Raw genomic sequence first — 18187 nt, 5'->3', positions numbered from 1 at the left:
AAAAAATGCTAAAATCCGATATAATGGAGTGTTGAAAGGAATGGTAAAATCCAATGTAAAAATCATTCTTAGCTATCGAAACAAGAAAAATAGAGAATCAAAGAAAGAGAAATTATGAATATTCAAGAAGAAATTAAGAAACGTCGTACCTTTGCCATCATCTCCCACCCAGACGCAGGGAAAACAACCATCACTGAGCAGTTGCTTTACTTTGGGGGTGAGATTCGTGAAGCTGGTACCGTAAAAGGAAAGAAAACAGGGACTTTTGCCAAGTCTGACTGGATGGATATCGAGAAACAACGTGGGATTTCGGTTACTTCATCTGTGATGCAATTTGACTACGATGGCAAGCGTGTGAATATCCTCGACACGCCAGGGCATGAGGACTTTTCAGAAGATACTTATCGTACCTTGATGGCGGTGGATGCTGCGGTCATGGTCGTGGACTCTGCCAAGGGTATCGAGGCCCAAACTAAGAAGTTGTTTGAGGTTGTCAAACACCGTGGTATTCCAGTCTTTACCTTTATGAACAAGCTAGACCGTGACGGTCGTGAGCCACTAGACCTCTTGCAAGAGTTGGAAGAAGTCTTGGGCATTGCTAGCTACCCTATGAATTGGCCGATCGGGATGGGGAAAGCTTTTGAAGGCTTGTATGACCTCTATAACCAACGCTTGGAGCTCTATAAAGGGGATGAACGTTTTGCTAGTCTTGAAGATGGGGACAAGCTTTTTGGTAGCAATCCTTTCTACGAGCAAGTCAAGGATGATATTGAGCTTTTAAATGAAGCTGGAAATGAGTTTTCAGAGGAAGCTATCCTTGCTGGAGAATTGACACCTGTCTTCTTCGGTTCAGCTTTGACAAACTTTGGTGTTCAGACCTTCCTTGAGACTTTCCTTAAGTTTGCTCCAGAACCACATGGACACAAGAAAACAGACGGTGAAGTTGTGGATCCGTACGACAAGGATTTCTCAGGATTTGTCTTTAAAATCCAAGCCAACATGGACCCTCGTCACCGTGACCGTATTGCCTTTGTCCGTATCGTATCAGGTGAATTTGAGCGTGGCATGAGTGTCAACCTGCCTCGTACTGGTAAGGGGGCTAAACTTTCGAATGTCACTCAGTTCATGGCTGAAAGTCGTGAGAATGTAACCAACGCTGTAGCAGGTGATATTATCGGTGTTTACGATACAGGTACTTATCAAGTTGGAGATACCTTGACAGTTGGCAAAAACAAATTTGAATTTGAACCCCTACCAACCTTTACACCTGAAATTTTCATGAAAGTATCTGCTAAGAATGTCATGAAGCAAAAATCTTTCCACAAGGGAATCGAGCAATTGGTGCAAGAAGGTGCCATTCAGCTTTATAAGAATTACCAAACAGGTGAGTATATGCTGGGAGCTGTTGGTCAGCTCCAGTTTGAAGTCTTTAAACACCGCATGGAAGGCGAGTACAATGCAGAAGTTGTCATGAGCCCAATGGGTAAAAAGACCGTTCGTTGGATCAAGCCTGAGGACTTGGATGAACGCATGTCGTCAAGCCGAAATATCTTGGCCAAAGACCGTTTCGACCAACCAGTCTTTCTCTTTGAAAATGACTTTGCCCTCCGTTGGTTTGCAGACAAGTATCCAGATGTAGAGTTGGAAGAGAAAATGTGACTCAGTACCAACAATTGGAACTAAAGTTCCAAATTGTTGGACGCTAGTCGCTATTTGGCGAACTAGCTAACTGCCTCACTAACTGAGTTTTACAAATGGAATCGATTTGTAAAACTCAGTGTCGTAGTGTAAAAGATAGCCTTACCAAAACGCTTTGCCGTCATAATGGGAAGGAAGCTGCCTAGCTAATTGCCTTACTAACTCATCGGCGAAAAAAGATTGTTTTCATCTCTTCGTGTCGTAATGTGAAAATCGTAAACCGTAATGGGACTTCAATTAAAATTTCCACTGGTATGGTTTTACGAACGAATGGGCGAAAATAATGGTTACGTAGAAACATATGATGGGAATAAAAAGAAATGAGATAAAGAGTGAAAGAAGAGAAAAAAGCGATTATCTTAGGCGCAGGTAATGCTCAGTATGAATAAAGTTGAGACTACGATAAAATCTCTTTGTGTTCATCATGATAATCGGAAGTTTTATATTTTTAATGATGATCTTCCACGAGAATGGTTCCAAGTGATGGAGAAAAGACTAGAAACTTTGAACAGTGAGATTGTGAACGTTCAGATTAACAGTAGGATTCTGAAAGGTTATCGTCTCCCTTTTGAGGGACTTTCTTACGCTCCCTTATTTAGGTATTTTATCCCTAAGTATGTAAGTGAGGTTCGTGTACTGTATTTAGACTCGGATATTATCGTAAGAAAACAGATAGATGAGCTGTGGGACTTGGACTTGACAGGCATCTCCTTAGTAGCAGTTAGAGATGATTTTTATACACCTATTTTCAATGCTGGTTTTTTGTTAATTAACAATGACATGTGGAGAGCAGAAAATGTCACGTAAGATCTGATTTAAGACACAAATAAAAAATCTTCCAATTCTCTGTTTCCGTGTCTGAAGGATTCTTTTCCTTTCGGTTGATAGGCCAGTAGCAGACGATTGATTTGTCTTTCAGAAAGATTGAGTTCGACACAGGCTCGTTTCTTTGTTTTTTTTCATTGGGCAATAGCTGTTATCACAAGATATTTTTTCGTTTCATTCATATTTAGTTGGATCCTTTTCATATGACTATTCTATCAAATGAGACATTTTCACGTTCGATTTACTAAAGACATTATCACATTCGAATCACAATAAATAAAAAAATCTTCCAATTCCCTTGCAAAAATGAAGAAAGTGTGATAACATAGTACGGTATGTGGTGCTAGCACATCCGCTATATTAGATCTAATAGGAGGAAAACACAAATGGCTAAAGTATGTTACTTTACAGGTCGTAAGACTGTATCAGGAAACAACCGTTCACACGCGATGAACCAAACAAAACGTGCCGTAAAACCAAACCTTCAAAAAGTTACTGTTCTTATCGATGGTAAACCTAAAAAAGTTTGGGCTTCAGCTCGTGCTTTGAAATCAGGTAAAGTTGAACGCGTTTAATAATAAAAGTAAGGAGACCTCAGGGTCTTTTTCTTTTGTCAGAGTGAAAAAATCATTTTAAAAGCAGAGTAAATATCCGCTGATACACTATTCTGCTTTTACACTCGGGCTGAAATATGATAAAATAGAGTATCAACTAGTTGAGGTAAAAAGGATGACTGTAAAAATCAATACAAAAGATGGTCAAATCGAACTAACAGATGAAGTGATTGCAACTGTCGTAGGCGGTGCAACAACTGAGATTTTTGGTGTGGTCGGTATGGCTAGTAAAAATGCCCTCAAAGATAATTTTCAAGCCCTTCTAGGTAAGGAAAATTATTCCAAAGGTGTCGTCGTAAAGGCAGCCGAAGATGGCAGCATTGCAGTTGATGTGTATACCGTGTTGAGCTACGGAACAAAGATTAGTGAAGTGTCAAAAAACATTCAAGAGCGTGTTGCCTTTAGCTTGGAAAACCAGCTTGGAATTACTGCTCAGACTGTAAATGTCTACATTCAAAATATCAAAGTTGTAGGAGAATAACCGTGTCAAAAATTACTACTAGCTTATTTCAAGAAATGGTGCAGGCTGCATCAACTCGCTTGAATAAGCAAGCTGAATATGTCAATTCATTAAACGTCTTTCCAGTTCCAGATGGAGATACTGGGACAAATATGGGGATGACCATTGAAAATGGAGCCAAAGAAGTTGCAGACAAGCCAGCTTCTACAGTTGGCGAGGTAGCGAGCATTCTTGCCAAAGGTCTTTTGATGGGTGCGCGTGGGAACTCAGGAGTTATTACATCTCAGCTTTTCCGTGGATTTTCACAAGCTATCAAGGATAAAGACGAGTTAACAGGTCAAGACTTGGCCCTTGCCTTCCAATCAGGTGTGGAAGTTGCCTATAAGGCAGTGATGAAGCCAGTTGAAGGAACGATTTTGACAGTTTCTCGTGGGGCTGCTATCGGTGCTAAGAAAAAAGCTGAGCAAACAGATGACGCTGTTGAAGTCATGCGTGCAGCTTTAGAAGGTGCTAAAACAGCTCTAGCTAAAACGCCAGACATGCTTCCAGTCTTGAAGGAAGTTGGCGTTGTGGACTCAGGTGGTCAAGGGTTGGTCTTCATCTACGAAGGTTTCCTTTCAGCCCTTACTGGCGAATATATTGCATCTGAGGACTTTGTAGCGACTCCTGCCAACATGAGTGAGATGATCAATGCAGAGCATCATAAGTCTGTGGCTGGTCATGTAGCGACTGAGGACATCACATTTGGTTATTGTACTGAAATCATGGTAGCTCTTAAACAAGGTCCAACCTATGCTAAAGATTTTGACTACGACGAATTCCGTAACTACTTGAATGAGCTTGGAGACTCTCTCCTCGTTGTCAATGATGATGAAATCGTCAAAGTCCATGTTCATACAGAAGATCCGGGACTTGTTATGCAAGAAGGACTCAAATATGGTAGCTTGGTCAAGGTAAAAGTTGACAATATGCGCAACCAACACGAAGCACAGGTTGAGAAAGAAGCTACTCAAGTTAGCAAGCCTGCTGAAGAAAAAGAGTATGCTTTGATTGCTGTAGTGGCTGGTAAAGGTCTAGCAGATATCTTCCGTTCTCAAGGTGTGGATTATGTTATCGAAGGTGGTCAAACTATGAACCCTTCAACTGAAGACTTTATCAAGGCTGTTGAACAGGTCAACGCTCGTAACATCATCTTCCTGCCAAACAACAAAAATATCTTCATGGCAGCTCAATCTGCAGCAGAAGTTTTGGAGCAACCAGCAGTAGTGGTAGAAGCTCGTACTCTTCCTCAAGGTTTGACAAGTCTTCTTGCTTTTGATCCAAGCAAGTCCATCGAAGAAAACCAAGAGCGTATGACAGCTGCTCTTAGCGATGTCGTTAGCGGAAGCGTCACAACAGCTGTACGTGATACAACCATTGATGGTTTGGAAATCCATGAAAACGATAATCTTGGTATGGTGGATGGGAAAATTCTCGTGTCAAACCCTGACATGCACCAAACCTTGACAGAAACCTTGAAACATATGTTGGATGAAGATAGTGAAATCGTAACCTTCTATGTCGGTGAAGACGGAAGCGAAGAACTTGCCAATGAAATTGCTCAAGAAATCGCAGAAGAATTCGAAGACCTTGAAGTCGAGATTCACCAAGGCCAACAACCTGTTTACCCATACCTATTTAGTGTAGAATAAGATTAATAAAGGACTGAGAAATCAGTTCTTTTTTCTTTTTTAGTAAATGAAATCGGTATCTTTTTAATAAAAACAAAAATAACATTCATAAATAAACGTTAAAATAGAAAATTCAGAAAATTTCTTCTTTTCTCTTGAAAAATTTTGAAAAAATGGTATGATAGTAACAAGTTATTTTTAAGAGGAAAGAAAGGGGAACAATGGAGAAAATCAGTTTAGAATCTCCTAAGACGGGGTCTGACCTAGTTTTGGAAACACTTCGTGATTTAGGAATTGATACCATCTTTGGCTATCCTGGTGGTGCGGTCTTGCCTTTTTATGATGCGATATATAATTTTAAAGGCATTCGCCACATTCTAGGACGCCATGAGCAAGGTTGTCTGCATGAAGCTGAAGGTTATGCCAAATCAACTGGAAAGTTGGGTGTTGCCGTCGTCACTAGCGGACCGGGAGCAACAAATGCCATTACAGGGATTGCAGATGCCATGAGCGATAGCGTTCCCCTTTTGGTCTTTACAGGTCAGGTGGCGCGAGCAGGGATTGGGAAGGATGCCTTTCAGGAGGCAGACATTGTGGGAATTACCATGCCAATCACTAAGTACAATTACCAAGTTCGTGAGACAGCTGATATCCCTCGAATCATTACGGAAGCTGTCCATATCGCAACTACAGGTCGACCAGGGCCAGTTGTAATTGATCTACCTAAAGACGTATCTGCTTTGGAAACAGACTTCATCTATTCACCAGAAGTGAATTTGCCAAGCTATCAGCCAACTCTTGAGCCAAATGATATGCAAATTAAGAAAATTTTGAAGCAATTATCCAAGGCTAAAAAGCCAGTCTTGCTAGCTGGTGGTGGGATTAGTTATGCTGAAGCTGCTGCGGAACTAAATGAATTTGCAGAGCGATATCAAATTCCAGTGGTAACCAGTCTTTTGGGACAAGGAACGATTGCAACGAGTCATCCACTCTTCCTTGGAATGGGAGGCATGCACGGGTCATTCGCAGCTAATATTGCCATGACAGAGACGGACTTTATGATTAGTATTGGCTCTCGTTTTGATGACCGTTTGACAGGAAATCCTAAGACTTTTGCTAAGAATGCTAAGGTTGCCCACATTGATATTGACCCAGCCGAGATTGGCAAGATTATCAGTGCAGATATTCCAGTAGTTGGAGATGCTAAGAAAGCCTTGCAAATGTTGCTGGCAGAACCTACAGTTCATAACAATACTGAAAAATGGATTGAAAAAGTCACTAAAGATAAGAACCGCGTTCGTTCTTATGATAAGAAAGAGCGTGTGGTTCAGCCGCAAGCTGTTATTGAACGAATTGGTGAATTGACGAATGGAGATGCCATTGTAGTAACAGACGTTGGTCAACACCAAATGTGGACAGCTCAGTATTATCCCTACCAAAATGAACGTCAGTTAGTGACTTCAGGTGGTTTAGGAACCATGGGATTCGGAATTCCAGCAGCAATCGGTGCTAAAATTGCCAACCCAGATAAGGAAGTTGTCTTGTTTGTTGGGGATGGTGGTTTCCAAATGACTAACCAGGAATTGGCTATTTTGAACATTTACAAGGTGCCAATCAAGGTGGTTATGCTGAACAACCACTCGCTTGGAATGGTTCGCCAATGGCAGGAATCCTTCTATGAAGGTAGAACGTCAGAGTCAGTCTTTGATACCCTTCCTGATTTCCAATTGATGGCACAGGCTTATGGCATTAAAAACTATAAGTTTGACAATCCTGAGACCTTGGCTCAAGACCTTGAAGTCATCACTGAGGATGTTCCTATGCTAATCGAGGTAGATATTTCTCGTAAGGAGCAGGTGTTGCCAATGGTGCCAGCTGGTAAGAGTAATCATGAGATGTTGGGGGTGAAGTTCCATGCGTAGAATGTTAACAGCAAAACTACAAAATCGATCAGGAGTCCTCAATCGCTTTACTGGCGTTCTGTCTCGTCGTCAGGTCAATATCGAAAGTATCTCTGTTGGAGCAACAGAAGATCCGAATGTATCGCGCATCACCATTATTATTGATGTAGCTTCACATGATGAAGTGGAGCAAATCATCAAGCAACTCAATCGTCAGATTGATGTGATTCGCATTCGAGATATTACAGACAAGCCTCATTTGGAGCGTGAGGTGATTTTGGTTAAGATGTCAGCACCAGCTGAGAAGCGAGCTGAGATTCTAGCAATTATTCAACCTTTCCGTGCAACAGTGGTAGACGTAGCGCCAAGCTCGATTACCATTCAGATGACAGGAAATGCTGAAAAGAGTGAAGCTCTATTGCGAGTCATTCGACCATACGGTATTCGCAATATCGCTCGTACGGGTGCAACTGGATTTACCCGCGATTAAAAATCCAACTTAAATTTGTTAAACCAGCCTAAAAGGCAATAAATAATAGAAAAGAGAGAAAAACTATGGCAGTTCAAATGGAATACGAAAAAGATGTTAAAGTAGCAGCACTTGACGGTAAAAAAATTGCCGTTATCGGTTATGGTTCACAAGGACATGCGCATGCTCAAAACTTGCGTGATTCAGGTCGTGACGTTATTATCGGTGTACGTCCAGGTAAATCTTTTGATAAAGCAAAAGAAGATGGATTTGACACTTACACAGTAGCAGAAGCTACTAAATTGGCTGACGTTATCATGATTTTGGCACCAGACGAAATCCAACAAGAATTGTACGAAGCAGAAATCGCTCCAAACTTGGAAGCTGGAAACGCAGTTGGATTTGCTCATGGTTTCAATATCCACTTTGAGTTTATCAAAGTTCCTGCGGATGTAGATGTCTTTATGTGTGCTCCTAAAGGACCAGGACACTTGGTACGCCGTACTTACGAAGAAGGATTTGGTGTACCAGCTCTTTACGCAGTATACCAAGATGCAACAGGAAATGCAAAAAACATTGCTATGGACTGGTGTAAAGGTGTTGGAGCAGCTCGTGTAGGTCTTCTTGAAACAACATATAAAGAAGAAACTGAAGAAGATTTGTTTGGTGAACAAGCTGTACTTTGTGGTGGTTTGACTGCCCTTATCGAAGCAGGTTTCGAAGTCTTGACAGAAGCAGGTTACGCTCCAGAATTGGCTTACTTTGAAGTTCTTCACGAAATGAAATTGATCGTTGATTTGATCTACGAAGGTGGATTCAAGAAAATGCGTCAATCTATTTCAAACACTGCTGAATACGGTGACTATGTATCAGGTCCACGTGTAATCACTGAACAAGTTAAAGAAAATATGAAGGCTGTCTTGGCAGACATCCAAAATGGTAAATTTGCAAATGACTTTGTAAATGACTATAAAGCTGGACGTCCAAAATTGACTGCTTACCGTGAACAAGCAGCTAACCTTGAAATTGAAAAAGTTGGTGCAGAATTGCGTAAAGCAATGCCATTCGTTGGTAAAAACGACGATGATGCATTTAAAATCTATAACTAATTAGAAAGCAAAGAATTTTGCTAAAATAGTAGCTTCAACTATTCGTGGGATATTAGATGTACTTATTTAGGAGTTGAAATCATATGAATATTACCAATTTGTTTTCTATCAAGACAGGATGTGATGAAACTGATAGGCAACTGCAAAAATTATTTTTTCAGTTGGATTTACAATTGGGAGAATTGACAGATCAACTAAGAAAATTAGATTCTAATTTTGTTCCTCGTAGTCAATTTGTAGACACGTTGGATTTGAATGATGTAGAATATAAAGAAATTTTAAACTATTTTATCTTCCATCGTAATGAGAGTGAAGAAAGTTTGGCAGAATGGTTATATGATTGGATTTCTACAAATCGTTATGAACTTCCTAAAGAGTTTTCAATTCGTATGGCTCATAAATATCATGAAAGTGTTGCTGAAGTTTTTGGAGATGAATAACTAAAAAAACAGTCATTAGTGACTGTTTTTTATAGAAAAAGAGGTTTTATATGTTAAGTTCAAAAGATATTATCAAGGCTCACAAGGTCTTGAACGGTGTGGTTGTGAATACACCGCTTGATTATGACCATTATTTATCGGAGAAGTATGGTGCTAAGATTTATTTGAAAAAGGAAAATGCCCAGCGTGTTCGCTCTTTTAAAATTCGTGGTGCCTATTATGCTATTTCTCAGCTCAGCAAGGAAGAGCGTGAGCGTGGGGTAGTCTGTGCCTCTGCGGGAAATCATGCGCAGGGAGTAGCTTATACCTGTAATGAAATGAAAATTCCTGCTACTATTTTTATGCCCATTACTACTCCGCAACAAAAGATTGGTCAAGTTCGCTTTTTTGGTGGGGATTTTGTAACTATTAAACTAGTTGGAGATACCTTTGATGCCTCAGCTAAAGCAGCTCAAGAATTTACAGTCTCTGAAAATCGTACCTTTATTGATCCCTTTGATGATGCTCATGTCCAAGCAGGTCAAGGGACTGTTGCTTATGAGATTTTAGAAGAAGCTCGAAAAGAATCGATTGATTTTGATGCTGTCTTAGTTCCTGTTGGAGGTGGTGGTCTCATTGCTGGGGTTTCTACTTATATTAAGGAAACAAGTCCAGAGATTGAAGTCATTGGGGTAGAGGCTAATGGAGCGCGTTCTATGAAGGCTGCTTTTGAAGCTGGTGGTCCAGTCAAACTCAAAGAAATTGACAAATTTGCGGATGGGATTGCTGTGCAAAAGGTAGGACAGTTGACCTATGAGGCAACTCGTCAACATGTTCAAACTTTGGTAGGTGTCGATGAGGGATTGATTTCTGAAACCTTGATTGACCTTTACTCTAAACAAGGGATTGTTGCAGAACCTGCTGGAGCAGCTAGTATCGCCTCTCTAGAGGTTTTAGCTGAATATATCAAGGGGAAAACCATTTGTTGTATCATTTCTGGAGGGAATAATGACATCAACCGTATGCCAGAAATGGAAGAGCGTGCCTTGATTTATGATGGGATCAAGCATTATTTTGTGGTCAACTTCCCACAGCGTCCAGGAGCTTTGCGTGAATTTGTAAATGATATCCTGGGGCCAAATGATGATATCACACGTTTTGAGTACATCAAACGAGCTAGTAAGGGAACAGGTCCAGTATTGATCGGAATCGCCTTAGCGGATAAGCATGATTATGCAGGTTTAATCCGTAGAATGGAAGGTTTTGATCCGGCTTATATTAACTTAAATGGTAATGAAACGCTTTATAATATGCTTGTCTGAGGACTAATAAAAAAATATCATATTATTTGCACAACTGATGTATAGGTGCTATAATGAAGATGAAGAAAGGGGGCGATTCCTATGGTTTTAGGAAACTTATCGTGCAATTCTTACTTCTGTTCATTATAGCACTTATGATGTTTGGCTCAGATTTCCATCCTTCATTTTGATTTCCCATCTATTTTGAAAAGTAAACTCACACGGTCTTTAAGATGTGATTTGCTTTCTTTTTGCTGACAAATATATCATATTAAAAGGATATATGAGCAACTGACTGAGCTTATCTGTCTTGTCATCTTTATTAAGGATGGTTTAGAGAATCGGGTGTTTGGTTTTAGGCTAGCACCTCAATATCCAAATGCGTGATGAGTTTGAATAATATAAGGAATAACTATCTATCAGATGATTTATTGAGGAAGAAAGATAGGAGTTTTTGAGCTAGTGAAGGCTTTGATTTCTAAAGGTTAGGGCTGTCATCTTCAGTTCTTAAATCGAAGAAATAAGCTATCTTACGGAAATAGGGAAGCATTTTTTAAAAGCTTGAATAATTTTGCACCTCAAGAGGGTAATAATACAATATTTTTATTAGCAAATATTTATGGTGTAGAGGCTAGCAAAACCTATATATTATCGGTTTTAAAAAGGAAGTAAGAAAATTCTGAACTAATTATTTTCGTTGAATATATGTTTTTTTATTGACAAAAGTAGTAAAAACGTATACAATTAAATATTGTAAAGAAGAAAATAGGAGAAAAACATGGCTAAGTCAAACTTTGAAAAAGTAGAATCAGTTGTTGGCTGGGTTCGTGATAAGAAAATCACAGGCTACCGTATCTCTAAAGAAACGAATGCGCGTGAAATGTCTATCATTGCTCTGGCGCAGGGTCGTGCAAAAGTAAAAAATATTTCATTTGAAACAGCCCTAGGCCTAATTGATTTCTATGAAAAAAATCATGAAAAATTTGAAGATTAATCTTTGGATAACGGCGGATTCTTGACCCTCAAGTAGTAGAGATAGAGAATCTGCCTTTTCATTTTGAACAGCAAAAAGACTGCACAGTTGATGCAGCCTTTTCTTTTTATTTGAGATAGCGTTGAAGGAACTCTTTTGTACGGTCTTCTTTAGGATTGGTGAAGAGGTCTTCTGGTTTACCTTCTTCAGCAATCACACCTTTATCCATAAAGATAACACGGTGAGAGACATCACGGGCGAATTCCATTTCGTGGGTTACGACAATCATAGTCAAGCCTTCCTGAGCCAGATCCTGCATGATTTTGAGGACCTCTCCAACCATTTCTGGATCGAGAGCTGATGTTGGTTCATCAAAGAGAATGGCGTCAGGATTCATGGAAAGGGCACGAGCGATGGCTACACGTTGTTTTTGACCACCTGAGAGTTGTTTTGGTTTCGCTTGCCAGTAGCGTTCTCCCATGCCGACCTTTTCAAGGTTTTCTTTGGCAATCTTTTCAGCTTCTGTACGTTCGCGTTTAAGAACAGTTGTCTGAGCGACAATTGTGTTTTCAAGCACGTTGAGATTTTCAAAGAGGTTAAAGGATTGGAAAACCATCCCCAACTTTTCACGGTATTGCGTGAGGTCATAGCCTTTTTCGAGGACGTTTTGTCCATGGTAAAGGATTTGTCCATCAGTTGGTGTTTCAAGTAGGTTAATAGAGCGTAGGAAGGTTGATTTTCCGCTTCCAGAGCTTCCGATGATAGAGATTACCTCTCCCTTATGGACGGTGAGAGAAATGTCTTTTAGCACTTCGTTTTGTCCATAGGATTTTTTGAGGTGTTTAATTTCAAGGATTGCTTGGGTCATTATTTCAAATCCTCCGTTTGCATTTGGTTAGCACCTGTAGTATAGGTATCCATGTCCATGCGGCATTCGATGAAGCGTAGGATACGTGTTACGGTGAAGGTGAGGACAAAGTAAATCACGGCGATGATTGTAAATGTCTGGAAGTATTGATAGGTTTGTGTTGCCACGGTATTTCCTGAGAAATAAAGTTCGACAACAGAGATAACGTTCAATACAGATGTATCTTTGATATTGATGACAAATTCATTACCAGTTGCTGGTAGGATATTGCGGACAACCTGAGGTAGGACAATCTTACGCATGGTTTGGTTATGAGTCATACCAAGAGCAGTCGCAGCTTCAAATTGTCCCTTGTCAACTGCCAGGATACCACCACGGACGATTTCAGTCATGTAGGCACCGGTGTTGATTGAAACGATGAAGATAGCAGCTAGTGTACGGTCAAGGTTGATACCGAAAGCTTGGGCAGTTCCATAGTAGATAACCATCGATTGAACAATCATTGGTGTACCACGGAAAATTTCGATATAGACATTGAGGATCCAACCGACTAGTTTTTGTAGGCCGTAGATAGCTTTATTTTCAGAGAGGGGAGCAGTACGGAAAACACCAATGGCAAGGCCGATAATGAGACCTATGATGGTTCCGACGATAGAGATTAAAAGAGTGATACCAGCACCACGCAAGAGTTGTTGCCAGTTTTCAGAAAGAATTTTAGTGACTTGGCTAAAGAAACTACTGCTAGTCTCTTCAGTTGTTGTAGCTTCGGCAGGTTGTTCCTTGATCATACGATCCATCAAGGCAACTTGGTCGTCTTTTGAAATGGTTTCAATGCTGGCATTGATTTGGCTAATACGATTGTCATCTTTACGAAGTCCAATGGCGATAGCTGTATCTTCTTCCCCAGTTTTGAAACCTGGTTCTACTTGAACCATCTTGAACTTAGAGTTAGCAGCTTCAGCAGTCAGTGCTTCTGGGCGTTCAGAAACATAAGCATCGATAACACCAGCCTCAAGTGCTTGGCGCATTTGAGCGAAGTCTCCCATGGCAGTTTCTTTTTTAGCACCTGGGATTTGTGCAATCAAGTCATAAAGATAGACACCTTGTTGAGAAGTGATTTTCGCACCATTAAAGTCATCCAAAGATTTAGCACTTGCGTAGGCAGAATCTTTTTTGATAAGCAAAACTGGTTCGCTAGTGTAGTAACTGCTTGAAAAGGCAATTTCTTGTTTGCGTTCGGCAGTTGGACTCATACCTGCGATAATCATGTCAATCTTACCAGAAGTAAGGGCAGGAACTAGACCTTCCCACTTTGTTTTAACAACCAAAGGTTCTTTCCCTAAATCCTTAGCGATTTTCTTGGCGATTTGAACATCGTATCCGTTAGCATACTGGTTAGTCCCATCGATTTTGACAGCCCCATTGCTATCATCATCCTGAGTCCAGTTAAAGGGAGCATATGCTGCTTCCATCCCGATGCGTAAATATTCATCGGCTTGGGCAACATTGACAAGTCCCAGCATCAGTAAGAGACTTGTGAAAATAGATAAGTATATTTTTCTCATGATTTCTCCTATTTCTAATCTATTAAAAAATAACTGTCTCCTATTTTATCGAAAAAAACTCTATTTTTCAATACAGGTAAGCCCTTACTTGAGAAAAAATGATATAATGATAGCAAAGATAAAAAGGGGGCTTAGTTGATGAAAAAAACTTTTTTCTTATTTGTTTTAGGCTTGTTTTGCCTTCTGCCACTCTCTGTTTTTGCCATTGATTTCAAGATAAACTCTTATCAAGGAGATTTGTATATTCATGCAGACAATACGGCAGAATTTAGACAAAAGATAGTTTATCAGTTTGAGGAGGACTTTAAGGGCCAAATCGTGGGACTTGGACGTGCTGGCAAGATGCCTAGTGGATTTGACATTGATCCTCATCCAAAGGTTCAGGCCGCGAAAAACGGTGCAGAACTGATAGATGTTACGAGCGAAGTGATAGAAGGAGCAGATGGTTATACTGTTAAAATTTATAATCCAGGTCAAGAAGGCGACATAGTTGAAGTTGACCTCACCTGGAACTTAAAAAATTTGCTTTTTCTATATGATGACATTGCTGAATTAAATTGGCAACCTTTAACAGATAGTTCAGGGACTATTGGAAAGTTTGAATTTCATGTAAGGGGAGATAAGGGGTCTGAAAAACTCTTTTTCCATACAGGGAAACTCTTTAGAGAGGGAACGGTTGAAAATAGTAACCTTAATTATACTATTCGTTTAGACAATCTTCCGTCTAAGCGTGGAGTTGAATTGCATGCCTATTGGCCTCGAACTGATTTTGCTAGCGCTAGGGATCAGGGCTTGAAAGGGAGTCGTTTAGAAGAGTTTAATAAGATAGAAGACTCGATTGTTAGAGAAAAAGATCAGAGTATGCAGCTCGTCACTTGGGTGTTTCCTTTGATACTTTCCATTTCCTTGTTATTGAGCGTCTGCTTCTATGTCATTTATAGAAGAAAGACCACTCCTTCAGTCAAATATGCCAAAAATCATCGTCTCTATGAACCACCAATGGAATTAGAGCCTATGGTTTTATCAGAAGCTGTCTACTCGACCTCCTTGGAGGAAGTGAGCCCTCTAACCAAAGGAGCTGGAAAATTCACCTTTGACCAACTTATTCAAGCTACCTTGCTAGATGTGATAGACCGTGGGAATGTCTCTATCATTTCAGAAGGAGATGCAGTTGGATTGAGGCTAGTAAAAGAAGATGGTTTGTCAAGCTTTGAGAAAGACTGTCTAAATTTGGCTTTTTCAGGCAAAAAAGAAGAAACTCTTTCCAATTTGTTTGCGGATTACAAGGTATCTGATAGTCTTTATCGTAGAGCAAAAGTCTCTGATGAAAAAAGGATTCAAGCAAGAGGGCTTCAACTCAAATCTTCTTTTGAAGAAGTATTGAACCAGATGCAAGAAGGAGTGAGAAGTCGAGTTTCCTTCTGGGGGCTTCCGGATTACTATCGTCCTTTAACTGGTGGGGAAAAGGCCTTGCAAGTGAGTATGGGTGCCTTGACTATCCTGCCCCTATTTATCGGATTTGGTTTGTTCTTGTACAGTTTGGATGTTTATGGCTATCTTTACCTCCTCTTGCCAATACTTGGTTTTCTAGGTTTGGTTTTGGCTGTTTTCTATTATTGGAAGCTTCGATTAGATAATCGTGATGGTGTCCTAAATGAAGCAGGAGCAGAAGTATACTATCTCTGGACCAGTTTTGAAAATATGTTGCGTGAGATTGCACGATTGGATCAGGCTGAGTTGGAAAGTATTGTGGTCTGGAATCGCCTCTTGGTCTATGCTACCCTATTTGGCTATGCGGACAAGGTTAGTCATTTGATGAAGGTTCATCAGATTCAAGTGGAAAATCCAGATATCAATCTCTATGTAGCTTATGGCTGGCACAGTATGTTTTATCATTCAAGCGCGCAAATGAGCCATTATGCTAGTGTCGCAAATACAGCAAGTACCTACTCCGTATCTTCTGGAAGTGGAAGTTCTGGCGGTGGCTTCTCTGGAGGCGGAGGTGGCGGCAGTATCGGCGCCTTTTAAAGAGAGCTATCACTGGCTGAAAAAATATGCTATAATGGAAGATAGAAAAAGGAGTAATCTATGTATCTTATTGAAATTTTAAAATCTATCTTCTTCGGTATTGTTGAAGGAATTACGGAATGGTTGCCGATTTCCAGTACAGGTCACTTGATTTTAGCAGAGGAATTTATCCAATACCAAAATCAGAATGAGGCCTTTATGTCTATGTTTAATGTCGTGATTCAGCTTGGCGCTATTTTAGCAGTCATGGTCATTTATTTTAACAAGCTCAATCCTTTCAAACCGACTAAGGATAAGCAGGAAGTTCGTAAGACTTGGAGACTATGGTTGAAGGTCTTGATTGCTACTTTACCTTTACTTGGTGTCTTTAAGTTTGATGATTGGTTTGATACCCACTTCCATAATATGGTTTCTGTTGCTCTCATGTTGATTATCTACGGGATTGCCTTTATTTATTTGGAAAAGCGCAATAAGGCGCGTGCTATCGAACCAAGTGTAACAGAGTTGGACAAGCTTCCTTATACGACAGCCTTCTATATCGGACTCTTCCAAGTTCTTGCTCTTTTACCAGGGACTAGCCGTTCTGGGGCAACGATTGTCGGTGGTTTGTTAAATGGAACCAGTCGTTCTGTTGTGACAGAATTTACCTTCTATCTAGGGATTCCTGTTATGTTTGGAGCTAGCGCCTTAAAGATTTTCAAATTTGTAAAAGCAGGACAGCTCCTGAGCTTTGGGCAATTGTTCTTGCTCTTGGTTGCGATGGGAGTCGCTTTTGCAGTTAGTATGGTGGCTATTCGCTTTTTGACCAGCTATGTGAAAAAACACGATTTTACCCTTTTTGGTAAATACCGCATCGTGCTTGGTAGTGTTTTGCTACTTTACAGTTTTGTCCGTTTATTTGTATAAGAAAAACCTTGAAGGGGCAACTCTTCAAGGTTTTATACTCTTCGAAAATCTCTTCAAACCACGTCAGCTTCGCCTTGCCGTACTCAAGTACAGCCTGCGGCTAGCTTTCTAGTTTGCTCTTTGATTTTCATTGAGTATTAAAATCCAGTCACGGTAATCCCTAGCAGGCGGACACCTCTTTCTTTCTCGCTTAATTCTTCATAGAGTTGTAGGGCTATTTGGCTTATCTGGCTAGCATCCTGTGTTTTTTGAGAAAGACTTTTTCGTTTAGTAAGAGTTGAAAAGTCCTCGTAGCGGATTTTCAGAATGACAATTTTTCCAGATTTTTCTTGTTGATTGAGATTGAGAGCGACTCGTTCTGATAGGAGAGTCAGCTCTTTTTTGATGTCTTCCTCGGCACGGAGAATCTTCCCGTAGGTTTTCTCCTTCCCGATTGATTTACGGATGCGATTGGATTTGACGGGGGAATTGTGAATACCACGAGCCTTTCGATAAAGGTCATAGCCCAGTCTGCCAAAGCGGTCTATTAGGGTTACTTCAGGGACTTCAAGCAAATCAGCGCCGGTAAAAACACCCATTTGATGAAGTCTTTCCACTGTCTTTTTTCCTACTCCATGAAACTTGGAAATATCCATTTGTTTTAGAAAGTCCTCAGCCTGGTCAGGTAGAATCACTGTCAGACCATGTGGCTTTTGATAATCACTGGCCATTTTAGCTAAGAATTTGTTGTAAGAAACGCCAGCAGAAGCAGTTAGATGGAGTTCTTGCCAGATATCCTCTTGAATGAGGCGAGCGATTTTGACCGCTGACTTGATACCGAGTTTATTTTCTGTTACATCCAAATAGGCTTCGTCAATGCTCATAGGTTCTATTAAATCTGTATAGCGCTTAAAAATAGCTCGGATCTGGAGTCCTACAGATTTGTATTTCTCATAATTTCCTGAGATGAAGACGGCCTGGGGACAACGTTCATAGGCTTCCTTAGAGCTCATAGCTGAATGGACACCAAAAGCTCGCGCCTCATAGCTACAAGTGGAAACGACACCACGCCCACCTGTTTGCCGAGGGTTGCTTCCGATAATGACAGGTTTTCCTCTGAGTTTAGGATTATCCCTGATTTCTACCGCAGCAAAAAAGGCGTCCATGTCAATATGGATGATTTTTCTTGACAAATCATTTAACAAAGGAAAAATCAACATGCCTATCCCCCCTTTTTACCGCTTATTTTCTTTTATTATACCCTTTTTTCTGAAAAAAGGAAAAAAGGACTTTATTTTTTCAAAAATATAATACAGTTTGGGATAAAACGCAGACTGTTTTAGAAAAGAAAGTGTAAAAATAGGGATTTATCACTTGTTGAAAACGATTACTGTATGGTATA

The 18187-nt window shown here is 40.3% G+C and carries 16 protein-coding genes and 2 pseudogenes; 14 read left to right on the top strand and 4 right to left on the bottom strand.

Features of this window, described 5'->3' with window-relative positions; all coding sequences use genetic code 11:
- Window positions 1-114 precede the first annotated feature (114 nt).
- Both OC530_RS03310 and OC530_RS03305 read left to right on the top strand, forming a co-directional pair.
- The gene (locus tag OC530_RS03310) at window positions 115-1659 is read left to right on the top strand and encodes a peptide chain release factor 3 (protein WP_173218060.1); all 1545 of its coding nucleotides are present in this window, start codon (window positions 115-117) and stop codon (window positions 1657-1659) included.
- Between the two features lie 420 nt (window positions 1660-2079).
- The gene (locus tag OC530_RS03305) at window positions 2080-2505 is read left to right on the top strand and encodes a glycosyltransferase (RefSeq protein WP_225904793.1); all 426 of its coding nucleotides are present in this window, start codon (window positions 2080-2082) and stop codon (window positions 2503-2505) included.
- A gap of 38 nt (window positions 2506-2543) precedes the next feature.
- On the opposite strand, the pseudogene OC530_RS03300 reads toward OC530_RS03305, so the two are convergent.
- A pseudogene (locus tag OC530_RS03300) lies at window positions 2544-2705 on the bottom strand (ISNCY family transposase); the annotation flags it as partial.
- 204 nt (window positions 2706-2909) lie between these two features.
- Here OC530_RS03300 and rpmB point away from each other — a divergent pair.
- The 10 genes and pseudogenes from rpmB to OC530_RS03250 all read left to right on the top strand — a co-directional run bounded on the left by rpmB (window position 2910) and on the right by OC530_RS03250 (window position 11460).
- Entirely contained in the window at window positions 2910-3098 is a 189-nt protein-coding gene (gene rpmB / locus OC530_RS03295; RefSeq protein ID WP_001140948.1) for a 50S ribosomal protein L28, read from the top strand.
- Window positions 3099-3252: 154 nt separating this feature from the next.
- On the top strand, window positions 3253-3618 hold the full coding sequence (locus OC530_RS03290) for an Asp23/Gls24 family envelope stress response protein (RefSeq protein WP_050089938.1): 366 nt from the start codon (window positions 3253-3255) through the stop codon (window positions 3616-3618).
- A 2-nt stretch (window positions 3619-3620) separates the two neighbouring features.
- Complete coding sequence (locus OC530_RS03285; protein ID WP_173233490.1) at window positions 3621-5288, top strand: DAK2 domain-containing protein; 1668 nt, start codon at window positions 3621-3623, stop codon at window positions 5286-5288.
- Between the two features lie 200 nt (window positions 5289-5488).
- Window positions 5489-7189 (top strand): acetolactate synthase large subunit, encoded by a 1701-nt coding sequence (locus OC530_RS03280; protein WP_050244608.1) that lies wholly within the window; start codon window positions 5489-5491, stop codon window positions 7187-7189.
- Window positions 7182-7658 carry an acetolactate synthase small subunit gene (gene ilvN, locus OC530_RS03275; RefSeq protein ID WP_001253803.1) on the top strand — a complete coding sequence of 159 codons (477 nt, stop codon included), beginning with the start codon at window positions 7182-7184 and terminating at the stop codon, window positions 7656-7658. The genes OC530_RS03280 and ilvN overlap by 8 nt, the downstream gene beginning before the upstream one ends.
- 65 nt (window positions 7659-7723) lie before the next feature.
- Complete coding sequence (gene ilvC, locus OC530_RS03270) at window positions 7724-8746, top strand: ketol-acid reductoisomerase (protein WP_000290683.1); 1023 nt, start codon at window positions 7724-7726, stop codon at window positions 8744-8746.
- An 83-nt stretch (window positions 8747-8829) separates the two neighbouring features.
- Window positions 8830-9186, top strand: a complete 357-nt coding sequence (locus OC530_RS03265) for a ketol-acid reductoisomerase (protein WP_262079462.1) — start codon at window positions 8830-8832, stop codon at window positions 9184-9186.
- A gap of 50 nt (window positions 9187-9236) precedes the next feature.
- Window positions 9237-10487 (top strand): threonine ammonia-lyase IlvA, encoded by a 1251-nt coding sequence (ilvA, locus tag OC530_RS03260; protein ID WP_000952975.1) that lies wholly within the window; start codon window positions 9237-9239, stop codon window positions 10485-10487.
- Between the two features lie 528 nt (window positions 10488-11015).
- Window positions 11016-11138 (top strand): annotated as a pseudogene (locus tag OC530_RS03255) (SPFH domain-containing protein); the annotation flags it as partial.
- A gap of 106 nt (window positions 11139-11244) precedes the next feature.
- Window positions 11245-11460, top strand: a complete 216-nt coding sequence (locus OC530_RS03250; RefSeq protein ID WP_001130036.1) for a hypothetical protein — start codon at window positions 11245-11247, stop codon at window positions 11458-11460.
- A 106-nt stretch (window positions 11461-11566) separates the two neighbouring features.
- Here the strand turns inward: OC530_RS03250 and OC530_RS03245 are convergent, their stop codons facing one another.
- Window positions 11567-12307 (bottom strand): amino acid ABC transporter ATP-binding protein, encoded by a 741-nt coding sequence (locus OC530_RS03245; protein WP_000189477.1) that lies wholly within the window; start codon window positions 12305-12307, stop codon window positions 11567-11569.
- Window positions 12307-13872, bottom strand: coding sequence for an ABC transporter substrate-binding protein/permease (locus tag OC530_RS03240; RefSeq protein WP_262079451.1), 1566 nt, complete (start codon window positions 13870-13872; stop codon window positions 12307-12309). Before OC530_RS03240 ends, OC530_RS03245 begins: the two co-directional genes overlap by 1 nt.
- A gap of 138 nt (window positions 13873-14010) precedes the next feature.
- Here OC530_RS03240 and OC530_RS03235 point away from each other — a divergent pair, with 138 nt between their 5' ends.
- Entirely contained in the window at window positions 14011-15900 is a 1890-nt protein-coding gene (locus tag OC530_RS03235; RefSeq protein ID WP_262079449.1) for a DUF2207 domain-containing protein, read from the top strand.
- A gap of 60 nt (window positions 15901-15960) precedes the next feature.
- On the top strand, window positions 15961-16806 hold the full coding sequence (locus OC530_RS03230; protein ID WP_023945368.1) for an undecaprenyl-diphosphate phosphatase: 846 nt from the start codon (window positions 15961-15963) through the stop codon (window positions 16804-16806).
- 137 nt (window positions 16807-16943) lie between these two features.
- On the opposite strand, the gene dinB is transcribed toward OC530_RS03230, so the two are convergent.
- On the bottom strand, window positions 16944-18005 hold the full coding sequence (gene dinB, locus OC530_RS03225) for a DNA polymerase IV (protein ID WP_262079445.1): 1062 nt from the start codon (window positions 18003-18005) through the stop codon (window positions 16944-16946).
- Window positions 18006-18187 lie beyond the last annotated feature (182 nt).

Origin of the sequence: Streptococcus sp. Marseille-Q5619, assembly GCF_946901205.1 — a bacterium.
GTDB lineage: Bacteria > Bacillota > Bacilli > Lactobacillales > Streptococcaceae > Streptococcus.
The sequence above is the reverse complement of the archived record's forward strand: the minus strand, read 5'-3'. Positions and strand labels throughout refer to the sequence as shown.

Bases quoted from the DNA above. Each gene is read 5' to 3' on its own strand.
- OC530_RS03310 (WP_173218060.1), top strand. From the start codon at position 115: ATGAATATTCAAGAAGAAATTAAGAAACGTCGTACCTTTGCCATCATC.
- OC530_RS03305 (WP_225904793.1), top strand. From the start codon at position 2,080: ATGAATAAAGTTGAGACTACGATAAAATCTCTTTGTGTTCATCATGAT.
- rpmB (WP_001140948.1), top strand. From the start codon at position 2,910: ATGGCTAAAGTATGTTACTTTACAGGTCGTAAGACTGTATCAGGAAAC.
- OC530_RS03290 (WP_050089938.1), top strand. From the start codon at position 3,253: ATGACTGTAAAAATCAATACAAAAGATGGTCAAATCGAACTAACAGAT.
- OC530_RS03280 (WP_050244608.1), top strand. From the start codon at position 5,489: ATGGAGAAAATCAGTTTAGAATCTCCTAAGACGGGGTCTGACCTAGTT.
- ilvN (WP_001253803.1), top strand. From the start codon at position 7,182: ATGCGTAGAATGTTAACAGCAAAACTACAAAATCGATCAGGAGTCCTC.
- ilvC (WP_000290683.1), top strand. From the start codon at position 7,724: ATGGCAGTTCAAATGGAATACGAAAAAGATGTTAAAGTAGCAGCACTT.
- OC530_RS03265 (WP_262079462.1), top strand. From the start codon at position 8,830: ATGAATATTACCAATTTGTTTTCTATCAAGACAGGATGTGATGAAACT.
- ilvA (WP_000952975.1), top strand. From the start codon at position 9,237: ATGTTAAGTTCAAAAGATATTATCAAGGCTCACAAGGTCTTGAACGGT.
- OC530_RS03250 (WP_001130036.1), top strand. From the start codon at position 11,245: ATGGCTAAGTCAAACTTTGAAAAAGTAGAATCAGTTGTTGGCTGGGTT.
- OC530_RS03245 (WP_000189477.1), bottom strand. From the start codon at position 12,307: ATGACCCAAGCAATCCTTGAAATTAAACACCTCAAAAAATCCTATGGA.
- OC530_RS03240 (WP_262079451.1), bottom strand. From the start codon at position 13,872: ATGAGAAAAATATACTTATCTATTTTCACAAGTCTCTTACTGATGCTG.
- OC530_RS03235 (WP_262079449.1), top strand. From the start codon at position 14,011: ATGAAAAAAACTTTTTTCTTATTTGTTTTAGGCTTGTTTTGCCTTCTG.
- OC530_RS03230 (WP_023945368.1), top strand. From the start codon at position 15,961: ATGTATCTTATTGAAATTTTAAAATCTATCTTCTTCGGTATTGTTGAA.
- dinB (WP_262079445.1), bottom strand. From the start codon at position 18,005: ATGTTGATTTTTCCTTTGTTAAATGATTTGTCAAGAAAAATCATCCAT.